Source organism: Paenibacillus sp. FSL W7-1287, from assembly GCF_038004245.1.
GTDB lineage: Bacteria > Bacillota > Bacilli > Paenibacillales > Paenibacillaceae > Pristimantibacillus > Pristimantibacillus camelliae.
This window is the reverse complement of sequence record NZ_JBBORD010000001.1, coordinates 1,327,207-1,345,569: the sequence shown is the minus strand read 5'-3', so window position 1 is coordinate 1,345,569 and position 18,363 is coordinate 1,327,207. Positions and strand designations below refer to the sequence as shown.

Genomic DNA, 18,363 nt, shown 5'->3' with positions numbered 1-18,363 from the left:
ATCCCCCAACCTATTGTTCGTTACACTACTGAGTATGCAGCAGCATTTGTTGTTCCTTGCACAAAACGTATTTTGATATGCTGGATCGCAGATGATTAGCTGGCGTAATGAGCGGCTTCACAACGCTAGGCAGCATATCGTCAAACTTCACTTCCATAATCGTAACACTTGGAGGCATAATCTCGGCTAACGAGAGCTCCGGATGAAATAAATCAAGCTGATTACTTCCTACAGCAAGTCGTTTATCAAACGTAATCCTCACATTTCCCTGCGGGAATACATAGGCTTCACGCCAATAATCTACGATCGTAGTCGGAATATAACCCGATGCTGTTAATGCTGCATAGAAATCAAGTCTTAGTGGATCCTCTGTTTCATATAAGCTTTCATAGTTTCCAAGCAAGATTTGATCATATTGCGCTCTAGTAATCGTTACTGATTCCTTGGCAACATAGTCTCCAAGCTTGCTTTTTCGCTCCAATGCAATATGATTGTCTGACCCGTTGTAGATACGAATTCTAAACTTTTGCCGTTTAAACACACCGTCATTTTTTGTTTCAAGCGCCGTTCGTCTTGGATCATCAAAATACAAGCTTCGAATATTGTAGCCATCAATATCAATCGAATGCTCATCAAGCGTTAACAGCTGTGAAATTCTCATTCGAAGTGTAAGGTAGTCATGCATATGCAAATAATATTTTTGCTCTGTTCGCAGTCTTTTCCCTCTTAATTTCAATTAATTCACCTCGAAATCTTTAATGCCATAAAATAAATCATCTTCGACATCAATGTAGATCTCAAAGTTGTCCTGTCGATTTCCTTGACTATCGACGACAGAAACACCCCAGAAGTAGCGTCCCGGTTCTAGGCTTGGTATCGAATGCGTGATTTCTTTTATTTCTTTGTTTTCATAAACAACTTCCTGCATATACTTATCCTTCGCAATGACGATCTCATAAGTTAGCTCATCATCCTGCAAGTCGAAGGAAACGCCCCAATCAAAAAACAGTTTACCGTTTTCTTGACGTACATCATTTAAGTAGAACGGCTTCGGTTTCTCCAGGTCATCATAGTAGCGCTCCAGCGATCTTTTCGGTGTATTCAGGATCCGCTGAATATCGCTATCATAGGTTGATACATGATCTGGCAAGTATTTAACGTCGGGCATACGAGAGACGAATGGCGTTACAATGCTCTTATACTTGTTCAGCTGTTGCTGCACCGTTTCTTCATTGATGTACGTATACAGCTCCTCGATCTTCTCGGTGAGTTTATTAACATTCTCCGCGTTTCTAAAGTAACGATTATGCAGAACAACGCCCCAATAGTTACTAATACCGGATTGGTACGGACGAATAAAGTCCATATTCCTTTGAAGCTCCCATGCACCGTCATAATCCCACGGTAGGAAATACCACTTATCAATGTTTAACGGCGAATACAGGAAGAAATTGTTCGCGTCAGTATCCATATTGTCCATCAATATATTCATGGCGGTCCATGTTAAAAAATTATCGAGATCGAAGTATTTCTCAATCGTTTGTTCAATTGGAATGCTATAATCATTCACCGCATCGAGCATTTCAATGAGCTTGTCATGCTCCTCCCGCCCTTTAACCTCAAAGATTTGCTCAAAAGTTGCAATATCGTAGGCAGGATCATCTTTCGATCTAATTTGATCCGGGTAGCGGAAAAACTCAAAAAACTTAACCTTGTACAAGTAGCCATTTGGATCAAGCATATGTGCTTTTAGAAACTTCTTATTCGGCTGCTCTACGTGCGTATAAAGCCCGTAGTCCTCATAAGGAGCATCCTTCTCTCCGTTGGATAGATCCTTAACGTACACTTGAATGAACTGTGTTCGTAGGCTCGTCATATCCGGTATTGTCTCCATCAGATCAAAGCTGAGCTTATTACGCAAGCGAGACATATCATCAATATGCTTGTTCAGATTCAGTCTTTCCTGGTCCATGTATGTACCAGCGTCAGCATAAAACTTGAGCTTATAGGACTTTTGTACACGAGACCAAGCAGAATTGCCTCGTACTGCTATCGAGGCATTCGCTTTCGTAGCTCCATACTGAAACATACCTGCTTTGGGACCCTCGCCATTAGGCAGTCCCTCTTGAACAATAACTTCCAGATCCTTACCAAGCTCCTTATCGATCTGACGGTTTAACTCATACCAATCGAACGACACATCTCCATCCTTTTTCGGTAGAATCGTTAGGTAGAGTGCCTTCAATGTGTCGTCCTGGTCTCGTTCATACAGTCTTTTATCATCCATTAGCGCGTAGCTAACTTCTCCGGCTAAAGCAGCACTTCCGCTTTCTTTGAGATCATCAATGGTATCGTCGCCCAAGCTGCAAGCTGAAATCAGCATACAACAAGCAATTAGCATCGTGACTGCACCCGATCTAAAGCGTCTTCTCTTACTGGTCTGCTTCTCCTTCGTATGAATAGGCTGCGCACAAAACGTGTAGTAATCGATATTACGCAGTACATATAGCAGGCGAATAATTACAGCAGCTAGTGCTATAAACGCAGCTATAAACATACCTAAACCATCGTAATCCAGATTCATCGTCACGATAGTACATCCAATGTTAAGCAAGAAGAATAATGCCCCAATCATAAATACACCTTTCTGGTCATCAAAGTACATTAAAATATGAACAAGCGAGAACAGCATAATAAACAGATAATAGGCCAGTGACAAAATAATAAATAAGTCAAGCTGCTGCATCGTAAATCCTACACGCGGTAGCAGTAAAATACCTGCACCAATTGCCAGCACGGTAAACACAAGCTGTATTTCCATTAGGAAGCTGATTTCACGAACTAACGTATTCTGCATGCGCCGCTTTGCATTTTGAATATCCTGCACAGTCCCGCCCGTCAATATGTTCAAATAATAATGTCTAAACTTTTCAAAGAATGAGGTTTCTACTGAAACGACAAACGTAACGAGTGTTGGCAGCACGGTAAGGAATGCATAGAATACCGGCACATCGTATGGCATATACACTCTGTATGCTTCTGCAATATGATAGCCGTGCCCGCTGAACCAATACACAAAGTTATGCAGATAGATACCTGAATAAATCAGGCAGCCTGAGAAAAATAGGCTTGGATACTTCTTGAAGTAGGTCAAAAACTCAAAATAATACTTCGTATCTGCTTTAGGAAACTTTTGTTGAAAGTGAAAGCCAGTTAACGTGCAGATGATGAAGAAACCAACATCTAAGCCAATGAATGCAGAGAGCAGCGTTGAAATGGAGAAGAACTCCATACCGAGCCAAGCGACCAACACAGCTGCAACTGCACCGATAATAAAGCTTCTTGCAATCCTCACATAGTCTTTAAGTGCGGATAAATATACTCCCTGCAGCCAAATAATGACGAGAAATATAAAGAAGAAGTACGCGCTAATTTTATAGGATAAATCAGCCTGTACCCGACTTAGAAACAAAAAGGCCGCTAGTGAAGCGATGGGCAATACGAGGGTTAGTACCCCGTAATAGGAAGACATCAGCTTTCGATAATCCTTCGTATATAGACAATCCGATACGTACCGTGTAATGACTAGTGAAATGCCCGACGTCATAACGATTGAGAAGATAAAGCAATACGAAACTGTAGCGATGTACAGCTCCCAATCCATATAGCTTCCGTTATATCTAGACATAAGCCGCTGTAGGATAATAATCAATGACATACATAAAATCATAGGTCCAACCGTAGTCATCGAGGAATATGCGTAGGCACGTAAATTGTTAAGCAACCCTTCCTTATGAAAGAGCTTTCGCAGCTCGAACCCTATTCCTGCCATTTGCTTTGTCCTCCAATTCAACATATAGTTTGCGATAGCCTGCAATGACATCCTCTTGACGATAATGCCTACTTACACGCTGATAGGCGTTATGTCCATATTGTTCACGCAGCTTTTTGCTTTTCGCCAGCTTGATGATAGCCTGAGCTATCTGCTCCACATGCATAACCGGTGCAATTATGCCAGCAGGTCCAATCGCATCCTCCATACCCTCCAGCAGCTCCTTGCAGCTTCCTACATTCGTTGCAACAAAAGGCTTCCCTGCTGCCATACCTTCCAAGATAGCCAGTGGCTGGCCTTCGCTTATACTTGTCAGTACGAGCAAATCCATCTTACCGATATACTCCATAATATTGACCGAGCCTGTGAATATAACATCCTTTAGCTGCAGAGCATTCATCAGTCGAATACATTCCTCGTAATACTCCTCATCCTCTTCATAGGAGCCCATAACATAGAACACTGCGTTCGGAATTTCTTCCTTGACGATCGCAAAGCTTTGCAGCATCGTCTTTATGTCTTTAATAGGAACGACCCGAATGATTGCCCCGATATTAAGCTGATGCTCCGGCTTTTCAGTATCTAGCTGCTCGTATCTTGATACATTAACTCCATTTGGAATAATCTTTATTTTTTGCTCATCACAGCCCAGCTCGATCTCAATTTCTCGATTACGATTAAAGAGCGTTGTTACTTGATCTGCTTGCTCATAGGCACAGGCAGACAAACGATAGAAATATTGAATCCATAGATCTTTAAAATAGCCTTTAACCCAATCTGCTTTAATAATTTCTTCTTCTCTTTCCCGAGAATAAATACCGTGCTCTGTTAACAAAAATGGCTTATTATACAAGCCCTTCGCCAGCGCACCGACGACACCTGCATAGCCAGTAGAGACGCTATGATACAAGTCTGCCTCAGGGATTTGCTCGCGTATCGTAAGAAACAACGGTAGAATCATCGACCGTACAGTCCAGAACATCTCTGTGTAAGGAACGAGCGGATAGCATCGCTGACACAAATCTTGAAGTAAATCGTAGAAATCCTTACTCTGTAGGAAGTCAGCCACATGATCATATTGCTTTCGACGCAGCAGCTCAAAAAGCTCCTGCCAGTGAATCGCGCCTTCGTCACCAAGCAAACGCAACAAATTCTGACGATCATTGTCAGACAGCTTGAAGCGCTGTCCCCACTTGCCTTCTTCCGTTAGATAAGAATCAAGAAAAGTCTCTCTCACCTCAACGATGTTGGAAGGCAGCTTATACTTAAACTTTCCTCTTTGCGAACGCGATGCAGCAATCGTAAAAATTATAAATTCATGCTCCTGCATCTGCGTTGCAATCTCATGAATCCAACTGGAAACTCCTCCTGTGACATAAGGATAAGAGCCCTCAGCAATGATACATATTTTCATTGCTTCACCTACTTTAACTCAATATTAAAATGCTCATCTGTCGCTTCCACCAAATAGGTGTGCTCATCAATGAGCTTGACATTACAATTGGTCAATCTACCAATTTTTTTCTTAGAACGAAGAATAAAGTATTGATTGCTATTGAAATGGTTAATATCAACCTTGATCTCGGAATCCGTTTGCTCTCTAGTAATTTGACTGTTTAACACATGTGCGACATGAATAGCAGCCTCACCAGATGTTTGCGGCTTTAGCCATGGATACGTGCTTTCCATACGATTTAGCATGTATTCAAAATCTTTGTACAGCTCACCCCAGCCCTTGTTGCCACTTCGGTAATCGTCAAACATATCGTCAGGATGAATAAAGTGCGAGATGAAACCATAAGCGGTCATCACACTTGCCTCCAACCACATCATATCTGGCGAATCAGAATAACCAGATGTAATACGAGGCATTTCAATGATCCCGTCATCTGCAATCTCGAACTCCTGTACATAGGAGAAATCCTTTGGATCTTCCTCATACAGGCTTGAAATGACACGCAGCGTCTCCCAGTTGTCTACAAGTGCTTGACGCCCTTCTGCACTTAGTATGTTAGAAGGCGGTACATAGCTAACGACGTTATAATTCGGAAACGCGCTTTGGGTATACGATAAGACCTCTCTTATAGAAGCTTCCATATCCTCGTAGGAATTCCAGACGACGTAATCATATTCGTCTGCAATATCTTGCCTAAACTGCAGCGGCTGATGATTATAGCCGTGAATACCAACCTCACCACCTGTCTTAAGCACCTCTCTGCCGAAAACAATTAAATTCGTTAAATCCTCCTGACGGTACTTAGGCAGAGGAGCTTCGATCGCTTCGTTATAATCCTCTATCGCTACTGCTGTATATTTCAGATCATAGTTTTTGGCAAGCTTAATCATATCCGGCCACCAAATCTCTTTGAAAAAGGTTGCGACGTTGCGATTATATTCCTCTTTAATCTCTTTTCTTTCCTCTGTACTCATCGGTGCAGGATAATCGTCTATATAGAAGAGCTTGGCATTAAATATTGGATAAATATAATCCGGAATAAGCATGCTGATCGCACCGACGACTAAGCCGCGATTGGATTTAGTAAACAGATTATTGCCGTTATAGACTAGAACCGCACCATCTCCGTGCTCGTAGCGCCAAGCAATTGGTGTCTGGTTTTTACCTTTAGCAAGCAGTTCACTATTATGATCCAGCTCAACCGAGATCGAATCATTATAGAAGAAGTCATCGGTAAACAATGCATCCTTCTGCCCAATCAATAGATTGGAGGTGAAGTGGATATCATCATTGCCAACAACATACCAGTAATTTACGATACCTAGCTTACGATATAGCTTCGTAAACACCGGTCCTGGGTGATCCATTCGAGAAAAAAACACGTAGCCTCCATCATGTATATACTGCTCAAGCTCTGTAATGGAGTCGGTAAGCACCTCTATACTTGCTGTCATAATGACCGCTTGGCATGCATCATAGCTGAGCTCATCGCTAGCTGTATCCAATACGGTATAAGGCTGCTTTAAATAACTGTACACCTTCTCAAAGTTGTTATAGTAGCTTACGCTGAGTGAATCCTCACTGTTATATATGATGCAGTGTGCATCAACTCCAGCAATATCGCCGCCGTCAATATTCATAGAGACGGTAGTGACCGTTTCCTGAAAGGTTTGCCACTGCCCCAAAGACGTTTGACTATCATTCGACACGTATTTGAGCATTAGGTCAGATCTCGCAATTTGAGAAATGATGCCAAAGATGAGGATGCTGAGCATAATGATGTATACGTTTCTTCTAAATCTTATATTGTTCTTCATCTACTACCCCTCTTGACCAAAATCTAACCATCATTAGCCCTTGATTAGTTAGCCTAATTGGAGAGCTTTTCAAGCGTTCAAGTGTTTGCTGCAGCTTTTGATAGGATCGAATGACAAAGTATACACGCAGCAATGATAAATATGCTTGCTCACTTAACGGATAATGCTCAACGTATTGCAGTGCCGTTTGTTCTGCGTCGGAATAAATACCTAGCTCGATTTCAATATCCAGCTTAGCTGAGAATAACCACTCCTCCTGCTCCCCCTGCTGATAAGCGTGCGTTAATACAGATAGATAGGTGTACTGGTATTTACGCATCGTCCTTTCATCAAGAAAGCCGCTTTTTAGGTAAATGGCCAGCACCTCTATATATGCTTTTGCAACCTCTGGATTATGCTGTTCCTGCTCGTAGCGAACCTCGAGCTCCTGCAAAGAGATGAGCAGCTTGCGCTTCAATTCCATAATCGCACTTACCGCATAATGAGAGGTTTCTGTATCCTCATTGCTAATGGCTTGCTGCAGAATCTCAATATATTGAATTGTATCCTGCTTCAATACATCGATTAACACCTGTCTGCGATCCTTATGCTGGCTGACGACTAATGCATCCTCGATCGGCACTACATCAAGCTCACGCTGCTTCTCGATGCGGTGAAATACGCCAATTCGTCTGATCTTATGCTCCTGCTGCTGACTGTCTACATAATTTGCGAACTCTTGCTCGGAGTTGCGACGAGGCTTCCGTATCCATAGAATCGGCATAAACCAGCCTACAACCGGTAAACAAGCTACGATGGCCAGCTTAATGATTGCTGTAGGCTTGCTTTTCCAGTTAAGAAGCAGCAGCACGATGAAGGAAACCACTAGATAAATCCCATATGCTAACCACAGCATCGCTTCCTCACCCCTCATTCATAACTGAGAATGATATTTTAGGATGCGATAATCTCGCCAAAATCGATGAAATATCAAGCTCATTCGTATTAGATAGCAGCACTTGCAGCTGCTTCTCACCATTTAATCCCAAATAATCCGTCTCGCGCAGCAATGGCACAATAAATTGGGATGCTTCCTCTATCGATACATCGCCTAACTCACTTTGCAGCAGCAAGTAAGGCACCTGATGCTGATGCTTAATATCGTTCTTCGAGTGCAGGATTTCATTGAAAATCTCTGGCTGTAATATCATCGTGCCATCGATATAGCGGTTGCGTTCTGTTGCATCAATAAAAGAAAAGGCTTTAGTTAATGCTGAAGCGATCAAGTTCGCTGTTATCTGGAACAAATTCTGGTGATACAAGGAAAAGCTCTCGAATTTCATTCCGTCAATCGCTATAATCGCTGTAACCTGCTCTTTGTAATAGATCGGAGCAACCATGAGAGGAATGGTCGGCTCGAGCTCCTTGTTCAAGTAGATCTGACCCGTTTGCAGTACCTGCTGCAAATACGCGTAATCATCAACTCGCAATGATTTTTTAAGCTCCTCATTTCCATAGCCAGAGCTAGCTAGCAGCCTTAGATAGCTTTGATGCTTGTTGACGCGGTAGATCGTAACCTTCTCTACGCGCATAATTGACTTAACAACATTAACAGCGGAGTTGAATACGAGCTCTGGCTCGAGACTTTCTAGCTCCTTCGTTGCGTAGTAGATTTTGCCGTAGCTGTCATCTGAATTCAGAATTCTGAGCTGCAGCTCATCCTTTACATCTCTAACTTCTTGATAGATATTTTCCAAAAACTCATAGCGTTCACTTACGTCGGATACCTTCTGCTCCTGCTGCGCGATGCGAACATTTTTGCGCTCGATGGCATAACCAACGACAAGACCTATGAACAAGTAGATCGCGATATGGAAGAAGTAGTTCGTGTCATAGGTGAGCGATAAAAAGTCGCGGCCAGCCTCTAGCTGCTCATACGTAAGCAAGCCTATAGATAGTACGACTGATAACAATGCTTGTCGATTACCGTATAAAATTCCAATGATCGTTATATAGAACAATTTGATGTCGATAACGTTCATAATATTGTTAACAAGACTTAAGCTGAGCCAAGCAGTTAAACAGAAAGCTATCAGGTTCTCTGCAGTCGGCAATAGCCATTTTGATCGTTTAGGCCGCAGTTTTACTGGAGCTGCCTCAGCAGCAACTGATATAGCTACCTCTTTCTCTCCTTGCTTTCCAGCAAAATAAGCATATGTACGCTCTATGCCTTCCTCAAAGCTGTAAAGCGGTGACCAGTCTAGGTCATGCATAATCGCGCGATTATCAAGCCTAGAATGTAAAATATCTTTATCTCGCGGTGGCTTCTGCTGTACCTTAATATTAGGCTGCAGCTTGGATAGCACCTCTATTAGATCATTGACAGATTGTGCTTCATTCGTTGAGAGATTGTACACGCCTTCTATAGTGGAATGGACACTGCGATACATTGCATCAACAACATCCTCTACGTAAATAAAATCTCTTGTTTGCTTCCCATCACCATAAAGCTTCAACGGTCTATTGTTCAATGAATCGTTAATAAAGATCGATACGACTCCGCCTTCACCTTGATGGTTCTGTCTTGGACCATATACATTGGAGAAACGAAAACCAATGGTAGATAGCTTGTAAAGCTCACTCCATTTATTTGCATAAATTTCGTTAACGTATTTACTGATCCCATAAGGAGCAATTGGTTCAGCAGGATCATCCTCCGGGTGAGGAATATTGCCTTCAAGTCCATACACAGCTGCGGAAGAAGCGTATAAAAAGCGTTTGACTCCGTACTTCACAGACAGATCGAGCATGTTGACTAGACCTACCACATTCGCCTCCGCATCGAGCTGAGGGTTTACGACCGATTTGCTGACACTAACCTGTGCCGCAAGATGCACAACTACGTCAAATCGATATGCTCTGAACACTTCCTCGCATTTTGGATCCTGCACATCAAGAACATAGCCACGATGCTTGACCTGAACATTGGCTTTTTTTCCAGTAGCTAGATTATCAATAATGAATACCTCATAGCCCTCTTTGGAAAATCGATCTGCTACATGCGAGCCAATAAAACCATAACCGCCTGTAATTAATACTTTCATTGCCTCTCCTCTTTTCTTACATTTGTTAATTCTTCTAACTAAAAACACCTAATGACAGTCAAGGAGATTGATGTAAGTCATTAGGTGTCTTTTCATAAGTTAATTCTTCACTTGAAGCTTCAGTAGGCTATCGGTCTGTGGCAGTCTTAACGCTGCCTTATCATCGAGCAGCACACCATACGAGATCGTATCTCCGGCTTTTATGCTTAGCTGCTCTAGTGATAGCTTTAGCTCGGTGAAGGAAGAGCTTGCCATATAGCTCGTTGAATCGAGCGTAACTAGCTTATTGAAAACCCACGTTTTGTTATCTCCGGCGTACTTATACAGCACACCATTTTCAACTAAATACTCAGCGCCGGACGCTTTCCATCTGGAGGTTTGATATCCTGTAGCATGGTTATTGTCCGTATCCAAGTACAGCTGCAGTTTTTTCGTTGTCACAGATGATGAAAGTGCGAAGTAGATGTGCGTCTGATCGTTGGCTGCATATAGTGCCAATGTGCCATCGCTTGATTGAGCACGCAAATGCTCATTCGCCCATTCATCCTTTTTCCCATCTATATTAAAGCTTGGTGAAGGCAATGGCTCCTCTGTATCAGCTTGTTGGATAGCAATCATATCGCCTCCTGCTGGTAGCTGATTACTTTTGTTATCCTTCCATATATAACCTACAAGCAGCTCGTTCGTTTGACCGATATCTGCTAATGGAATTCCCATCTCAACTGCTGTGCTGTGAATGACTACCTCATTGTTACGGTAATCTTTTACCTTCTTCCAGCTCCAGTCCTTTCCGCTGCCTGTATACTGATAGAGCACTCCATTCTCTACTAAATAATCAGCCTTCTGATTCGACCAGAACGGAATGGAGAAATAAGCCTGGCCTGTTTGATTACTGTAAATATATAGCTGACCTTTTTCCTGAAGCAGCTGACCGGTAATGAGCAAGTAGAGCGTATTATTTTGAATCGTGCTCTTCAGGCTTCTCACGTTAGAGCTGCTCGTAGCGAGTGAAGGAGTATTATTCCAATCATCTGTCAATCCATCAATCTTGAACGGTGGTTGATTATCTACTGGTGGTGTTGTAGGTGGTGGACTTCCTACTGGCGGCGGTGTTGAAGATGGAGGTTGAGTTGTAGGTGGCTGTGCATTACCATCATACTCTGTCGCGCCAAGGTCGATCGTTTTACCAACAATTCGGCTAGTTCCCACAAGATCGAGAGTTCCGACCTCTTTATACGTTACGGTTCCTGCATCTATTGCTGGAGAGGTTGAGGCTAGCTCGATAGAGCTTTCATTTAATTGTACTAAGTTCGGATTAGCTACAATCGATTGCTGATCATGCTTCGTTGCTTTTTGATATTGATCAAGGCTAGTGTAGCGAACACCACCTATGCGCCAATACGAATGAGCTCCATCTACTGCGCTATAAAGATTGTAATTAATCGTATTGCCCGTATTTGTCGTTTTACTGTCGTAGAAATAAGGAGTCTGTTGATTCGTTACAAATAAATTATTAGCAAAAACATTGTTTCTCACTGAATTCTGAAACGTAATTTCTCCGTCTCCAGTGCGCAGTTCGTTGTTGCTGAAAAAAGTATTATTCAGAATAAAATTGTCGATTGCTCCACCGTTACTGCTAGAGGAGCCCCCCATAATTAAGCCTGACATATGGTTATGGTGGATATAATTATTCCGAACAATAATTTGTGTTGCTGCTTGTTTTCCCCATTCACTTGACACTTCGATTCCATAATTACTATAGGACACCGAATTACGCTCGATAACAATTTTTGTTCCGCCATCGACATAAATCCCCGCTGCCGCTCGATAGCCCCGGTAGGCAGGATTATCAATGGTATCAACATAGGAAACCTGGTTACCAGAAATCGTTCCATTACGTGCTTGATCCGTACAGCCCGCTGGACATGTTCCATAAAAGCCAGCTACATCAATGCCGATATTGTTAATCCGTTCAATGACGTTGCCTTCGATCGTAAATCCGTCTACGTTGCCTACAACGGTAAGTGCTTCACTAGAGCCGAGTATTAAATCATGCAAATAATTGTTGGCAATCTTAATATTTGAGATTGCTTTCTTACTATTACCGTACACAATAATGCCATTTGCATTACCTTTATTGGCTAGATGATTAATTTTATGAATATGATTGTTTTGTATGACAATATTTGAGGATTCATCGGTTACTTTTATAGCTGAAATATACTTGGACGCATCACTGACTTCAAAATCAGTGAGTTCAAACCCATCAAATACAATATAATGAGCATTGTAGAATTGAACGAGACTTGAGCTTTTACTAGCGGAGCCGCTTATAACTGGAGTTTCACCTGGATACGCCTGAAAGGTAATATAGCCAAACGTCTCTGAGCCTGAACTTCTTATCGTAATATTTTCTCTATACGTCCCTCCTCGCACGAATACTGTTTCCCCCGCCTTAACGACATTGGCAGCATGCTGCAATGTTTTCCATGGTGCCTGCTGGCTGCCGTCATTCTCATCTGAGCCTGTTGGTGCGACGTAGTAGATTTTTCCTGGTGTTTGAACATTTGCATTTGCAAATGCTGGTAGATTTACTATGAGAACCATTGCACTTAATAACAGGACAAAGCTAATTTTAATGCGCTTCATAGCTCGTTGATGCTTTGTGCTTGCTAGTATCATTGTGCAGTTCCCTCCATTTACAACTGACATATGCCTCAAGTACTAGTACAACTTAACTATTTATTCTATTATATGGTAGTTTTAATTGTAAATGTTTTTAGAAAAAAATCTAGTGGACATCCATATATTTTTACATTTTTTTCATAGTTTAATAGAAAGATAGTTGTTTGTTTATCAGTTAATTGCCCACTTGATAGAACGGATTGGTAAAAATGCACAACATAATGATATTACTATCCAGCACTCAACAAAAACTGAACTTAAAGGGCGCTTACAGCAATTGCACAAAAAAATATTGCTTCCACTTACGAATAATAAACCCTTAATTACCCATAAGTTACAAATCATACATCATTATACTACGACTTATTTGATTTGTATGTGAGCTACGTTACAGTATCCATTTTTATTAGCCCGAGATTTCCTTAGCTACAGTATTGCGATTTCTAAGGCAAATCGTCATAATTAGTAATAATTTCGTTCATAATGAAGATGAGCTATAGAAAACAGAGGAGTAAATGATGAGCAACTTTTGGAAAGATTCTAAGCAGCGCAAGCTTCTGATTAATGCAGGAATTAGCTGGCTGTTTGATGCAATGGATATTGGCATGCTGTCCTTTATTGTCGCGGCCTTAGCAGTTTCATGGAACTTAGATCCGGGTCAGGTTGGCTGGCTAACTGCTATTAATTCGATCGGTATGGCAGTAGGTGCAGCGTTGGCAGGAGCGATGGCTGACCGGTACGGACGGAAGGTTATCTTGCTAGGTACATTAGTGTTATTTTCGCTTGCTACGGGCTTCTCAGCACTAGCAACAAGCTTCGCCTTGTTATGTGTGCTGCGTTTTATCGCAGGCGTAGGGTTAGGCGGAGAGCTTCCAGTCGCTTCAACGCTTGTATCGGAATCAGTGCCTATTAAGGAACGTGGCAGAGTAATCGTCATATTAGAAAGCTTTTGGGCTGCAGGATGGCTTGTTGCAGCAATTATCTCGTATTTCGTAATTCCTGAGTACGGATGGCGGATCGCCTTTGTTATTGGTGCGGTTCCAGTGTTTTACGCAATCTACTTGCGGAGAAATATTGAAGATTCACCTCGTTACTTAAACCAGCAGCGTACAAAAAAGCTTGGACTTAAGCAGCGTATTTCCTTTATCTGGTCACAGCCTTATCGAAAGTCTACGGTTGTGCTTTGGATTTTGTGGTTTACCGTCGTATTTTCCTATTACGGAATGTTTTTGTGGCTTCCATCTGTCATGGTACTTAAAGGCTTTACACTTGTAAAAAGCTTTCAATATGTGCTCATTATGACACTCGCTCAGCTGCCAGGCTACTTTACAGCTGCATACTTTATTGAAAAGCTTGGGCGAAAGTTTGTACTCGTTGTTTACTTATTATTAACTGCCATTTGCGCTCTATGGTTTGGCTTGGCACAGACGGAAGGTTCTCTGCTCCTTGCAGGCGCATTGTTGTCCTTTTTCAATCTAGGCGCTTGGGGTGGAATGTATGCCTACACCCCAGAGCTGTACCCTACAGAAGCTAGAGCAACGGGTGTAGGGCTTGCGACATCATTCGGACGAATCGGTGGCATTCTGGGTCCATTTTTAGTAGGTATGTTTGTATCTGAAGGCATACCGATAGAGATCATATTCACGATCTTCTTTATATCTATACTAATCGGTGTCATCGCCGTATTATTCTGGGGAAAAGAGACAAAGGGCATTGACCCAGATCTTCAGCGTAGCTAACAAGCACCTGAAGCTGAAAGAAATAGCTACTGTGTATATTAAAGCATTCGTAATTTCGTAAAACGAGCAAGTACAAGATGTATTTCGACATCCTGTACTTGCTCGTTTGTATATGTTTAAGCAATTAATTCTTTTTCTTATAGGCTAGCGATGCCTGCTGCACCTGCTTCAGCTCCTGCTGATAGTGAAACGGATGAACGCTGCTTCGAGAGATTAGTCTCATCACAGAAGGCAGCTGCTCGATGACGGGGCTGGTTCGCTTCTGAAGAGCATGCATAAAGGCTTGCAGCTCATCATGCTTATTCTTCACATAGGTAATGTCTTGCTCTGCTCGTTGCTTAATTCCATTCTTTATCGCTTGACCCGCTTCTTCTATATCCTGCAGCGAGTCATATATTCGTTGGTGCTTGCGCTGCTTAATAATCAGCTTATGATTAAGCTGCTCCATCACCTTTCTTGCCAATTGGTGAAGCGCATCTACAAGCTCATCCTCTTGCTTTTGTGAGAACAGACGCTTGATGCTGCTTGATAATCGTCCGCCACCACTTGCTCCCGCATAGGCTCCAACCATTGCCCCAGTCATTCCACCAGCCGGGCCGAACAGCATCGTACCGACAATAATCCCTGCTTTTTGTCCAAGTGCACCAAGCACGACACGTGAAGAGGTATCACTAATGACATTGAACACCGCTTGATTCATAGAGACATCATCCTGCCATACTCTCTTAATATTGTTAATAGAGCTTACTCCTGCTGCAATCCAAGGAAGCTCAAAATCTAGCAAATCCTCAGCATGCTGAAGCGTCAAGGTTGTTGCTTCCAGCACATCGTCTCTTGATAAGCTCGATACATACACCATTGGATTACCTTCAAAGTAAGGAGCCAGCTCCTCATTAACATAGACGGGAATATCGGGATAGGTCGTCAGATGCTCTCTCACGCCATCTGGGTTAGCCAAATTCTTCACTTGGAACGGCTGTCCATCGACGAGAATATCCCAGCCTGCTTGGTTAGACGTTTCAGGAAATTCCACCTCATGCCCCTTTGCTTGCAGCTCAGCAGCAAGCATCTGCTCAGCAACATAGCCTTGCAGCTGAGCCATATCTCCAGTAAGTGTCGACGTGTCAATATGACTTGCAAATTGACTTAACGTAAACAACGAGGATAAATCCTCTGTTCTTGCAAAATCAAGCCCGCTTACAACCTCCGGCTGCAGCATGACAACATCATAAATAAATTCACCGACACTAATCATCGTAACTGCTGCTGTCTGCTTCATCTGATCTGGGGTACCAAACAGCATCGTTTGCAGCCGATTGGTTTGCTTAGGCTCTTCATGAGCAGCACAGCGCAACGCTGCTTCGTACTGACCTTTTTTCCAATGCTCCCAGAAACGCTGATTACTAATCCCCATAAGCTTCCTCCAATAGCTTCGGCTCATCCCACCCAAGATCAGCCAATCCATAGTTTGCTTGTTCCTGCTCATAGATAAGCTGCTCAATCTGGCGCAGCTGTTGATTCAGCTGTTTAGCGATGGCTTGCTGCTCGTCTCGAACGGTTTCTACACTAGCTGTTGTCTGTGACAATTCGTCAATCTCAGCCTGTAAAGCCCGGTATTGCTCGCGTTCAGCCTGCATAAAGACAGCTCCTGTTGCTCGTAATACTTCCTCTGCCATATTCGATACAATGGGCTCAAGCTTTTTCTGTTCATCATAAATGTCGAGTGACAAGGTCATCTTCTTAAACTGACTGCCAAGCTTATCAAAAAAACCTGTCGCTTCAGGACGATTCTGCTTTGCTTCACGAAGCTCGACAATCGTTTGCAGCACGCTAATATACTTAAGCACATAGCCGGAAAAGGCAGATGATATGGAAAGCTTAGTGACATCACTCTCTTTAAGCGTTTCGATGATGCTGTGCTTAATGCTCGACATCTCGGCTAGACGCACTCTTATACTCGCTTTTAGCTTGCCAATTTGTTCATTATGCTCTTCAACGACCGCTTCAACAGCAGCCTTCTCTCGACTAAGCACCGCTTTTTCAGCTTGCAGCTGTACATATTCTTGATAGCGGCTTTGCCATTCACGAATAAATTCTTCGTAGCTTGGCTCCTGACCACTAGAGCTCATATAAGGCAAGGCGATTTGCATTACAATAATCGGCAGAAGCTTCTTCTTCAGCGCCTTATTCTGATGTCTAACAAGCAGCATCCCTCCCCCTAGCAGCAGCGGAATAATAAACAGAGGATTAGCTAATACAGCAATCGTCGATGTTAAACCGGTATAAAACCCAAACGGCAGTGTAAGTCCGAATAGGCCTGCAAATGCAGCTACGAGCGAGGTTGCCGTAGTGTAGAAGGCAAAGCCGCTTACCTCTACAATGATGGCGAATACGATGCTTGTCCCACTTGTCGCAATCGCTTTTCGTACCATATCATCGGTAAGATCATTAATGCCTAGTTTATCTTTTATTTTGGCTTGCTTGTCTTCTGGCAAGCTATGAATATATTCATTCACTTGAGCAGCAAATTTCGTCTGATCCTCAATTGTAAAATCTTGAAAGCTTTGATCGAGCTCACTAAATACTTTGCTCATTTGATATGTAATCATCTGCTGCAGCTTCGTTGCAGAGCTCGATGCCTCTACAAATGCTCGAAACTGCTTATCCTGCTTCAGCAGCTGCTCATAGACATCTTGAATGATCAGCTGGCACTGATCCTCAATTTCTTTCCTTACTGCATACTTGGTGCCTCTCAGCTTTAACAGCTTCGTTATCTCTAGAAATAAGTCAACCTTTAGTACTTCATCGTCTATCGCTTCTAGCTTGCTAACCTCATTGGTTAGATGCAGTGTGAAATGATCCTTTTCTTCATCGAAAAACAAGTCCTTCGTTTTCGACGCTAATAAATGTCCGATATTCGTTCGGCACAGTAACGCATACACCATACGTAAATCTGTTCCGTGCAGTGACATTAACCCGCTAGCCAAAATTTGTCCGTCCAATCACTCCACCCCTACCATTTGATGTAGGTTCATTATACTATAGGACCTTTGATATAAATCTAGCCCATAAATTGGATATATGAACTTCTTGCTAGATCGCTTTATAGAAAGAACTTACATGCCTGTTCTCCTAGAGATCATGTATAATAGTTAAGAACTGAATATAAACTTCTCAGGCCATTGTACCTAACGAATGCGAGGAATATCTTATGAGAATCATCGATTTTGAGCAGTTAACTGAAGAACATATACTGGATGGAGTATGGCAGCTGCTATGCAAGTATGACCATTCGTTTATCCCCCCATTGTCCGCTCGCGAAAACACATTTCAAGCTGAACTAACGGGATCGCTGATTAAAAAAACAGAGCCTAGACAATATTTTGAAATATTAAAGCAGCAGGCCTTCTTAGTTGCGCTGGATCATCATGAAGTCGTTGGCTTTATGTCCTATCGTCCTCATTATCAGTGTGAGGATTTAAATGATCACATCAATACGATCTATGTCACGACAATTATTGTAGATGAAGCACAACGAGGTAAGGGCATCACGTCCAGCTTCTATAAGGAAATCCTTGCATTGGCGGCAAGCCAAGCTATGCCCGTAACAACGAGAACATGGTCAACCAACGCTAGCCATATTCATATATTAGAAAAGTTCGGCTTTCACGAGGTGAAACGTATTCAAGATGGACGCGGTCCGAATATTGACACGGTATATTACCGTAAAGTTACCGAATGAAAGGGAGAG

Annotated in this window: 11 protein-coding genes; 2 read left to right on the top strand and 9 right to left on the bottom strand. The window is 42.5% G+C overall.

Annotation, left to right across the window (positions count from 1 at the left end; translation table 11 throughout):
• Positions 1–25 precede the first annotated feature (25 nt).
• From NSQ99_RS06080 to NSQ99_RS06050, 7 genes are all read right to left on the bottom strand, one after another.
• A complete protein-coding gene (locus NSQ99_RS06080) occupies positions 26–736 on the bottom strand; it encodes a polyphosphate polymerase domain-containing protein (protein WP_251667903.1) in 711 nt (236 codons plus the stop codon).
• Positions 737–3,832 carry an exopolysaccharide Pel transporter PelG gene (pelG, locus tag NSQ99_RS06075; protein WP_251667901.1) on the bottom strand — a complete coding sequence of 1,032 codons (3,096 nt, stop codon included), beginning with the start codon at positions 3,830–3,832 and terminating at the stop codon, positions 737–739. It lies immediately after the preceding gene.
• On the bottom strand, positions 3,792–5,246 hold the full coding sequence (gene pelF, locus NSQ99_RS06070) for a GT4 family glycosyltransferase PelF (RefSeq protein ID WP_251667899.1): 1,455 nt from the start codon (positions 5,244–5,246) through the stop codon (positions 3,792–3,794). Before pelF ends, pelG begins: the two co-directional genes overlap by 41 nt.
• 8 nt (positions 5,247–5,254) lie before the next feature.
• Complete coding sequence (locus NSQ99_RS06065) at positions 5,255–7,105, bottom strand: DUF2194 domain-containing protein (RefSeq protein ID WP_251667897.1); 1,851 nt, start codon at positions 7,103–7,105, stop codon at positions 5,255–5,257.
• Entirely contained in the window at positions 7,083–8,000 is a 918-nt protein-coding gene (locus NSQ99_RS06060) for a hypothetical protein (RefSeq protein ID WP_251667895.1), read from the bottom strand. Before NSQ99_RS06060 ends, NSQ99_RS06065 begins: the two co-directional genes overlap by 23 nt.
• 7 nt (positions 8,001–8,007) lie before the next feature.
• Positions 8,008–10,188 carry an NAD-dependent epimerase/dehydratase family protein gene (locus NSQ99_RS06055; RefSeq protein WP_251667893.1) on the bottom strand — a complete coding sequence of 727 codons (2,181 nt, stop codon included), beginning with the start codon at positions 10,186–10,188 and terminating at the stop codon, positions 8,008–8,010.
• Positions 10,189–10,287: 99 nt separating this feature from the next.
• The gene (locus tag NSQ99_RS06050) at positions 10,288–12,870 is read right to left on the bottom strand and encodes a right-handed parallel beta-helix repeat-containing protein (protein ID WP_340835750.1); all 2,583 of its coding nucleotides are present in this window, start codon (positions 12,868–12,870) and stop codon (positions 10,288–10,290) included.
• A gap of 518 nt (positions 12,871–13,388) precedes the next feature.
• Here NSQ99_RS06050 and NSQ99_RS06045 point away from each other — a divergent pair.
• The gene (locus tag NSQ99_RS06045) at positions 13,389–14,612 is read left to right on the top strand and encodes an MFS transporter (RefSeq protein WP_340835749.1); all 1,224 of its coding nucleotides are present in this window, start codon (positions 13,389–13,391) and stop codon (positions 14,610–14,612) included.
• A 124-nt stretch (positions 14,613–14,736) separates the two neighbouring features.
• Here the strand turns inward: NSQ99_RS06045 and NSQ99_RS06040 are convergent, their stop codons facing one another.
• Entirely contained in the window at positions 14,737–16,026 is a 1,290-nt protein-coding gene (locus NSQ99_RS06040) for a hypothetical protein (protein ID WP_251667887.1), read from the bottom strand.
• On the bottom strand, positions 16,016–17,614 hold the full coding sequence (locus NSQ99_RS06035) for a hypothetical protein (protein ID WP_251667884.1): 1,599 nt from the start codon (positions 17,612–17,614) through the stop codon (positions 16,016–16,018). The genes NSQ99_RS06040 and NSQ99_RS06035 overlap by 11 nt, the downstream gene beginning before the upstream one ends.
• Positions 17,615–17,823: 209 nt before the next feature.
• Between NSQ99_RS06035 and NSQ99_RS06030 the strand changes: the two genes are divergently transcribed.
• Entirely contained in the window at positions 17,824–18,354 is a 531-nt protein-coding gene (locus NSQ99_RS06030) for a GNAT family N-acetyltransferase (RefSeq protein ID WP_251667882.1), read from the top strand.
• Positions 18,355–18,363: the final 9 nt, after the last annotated feature.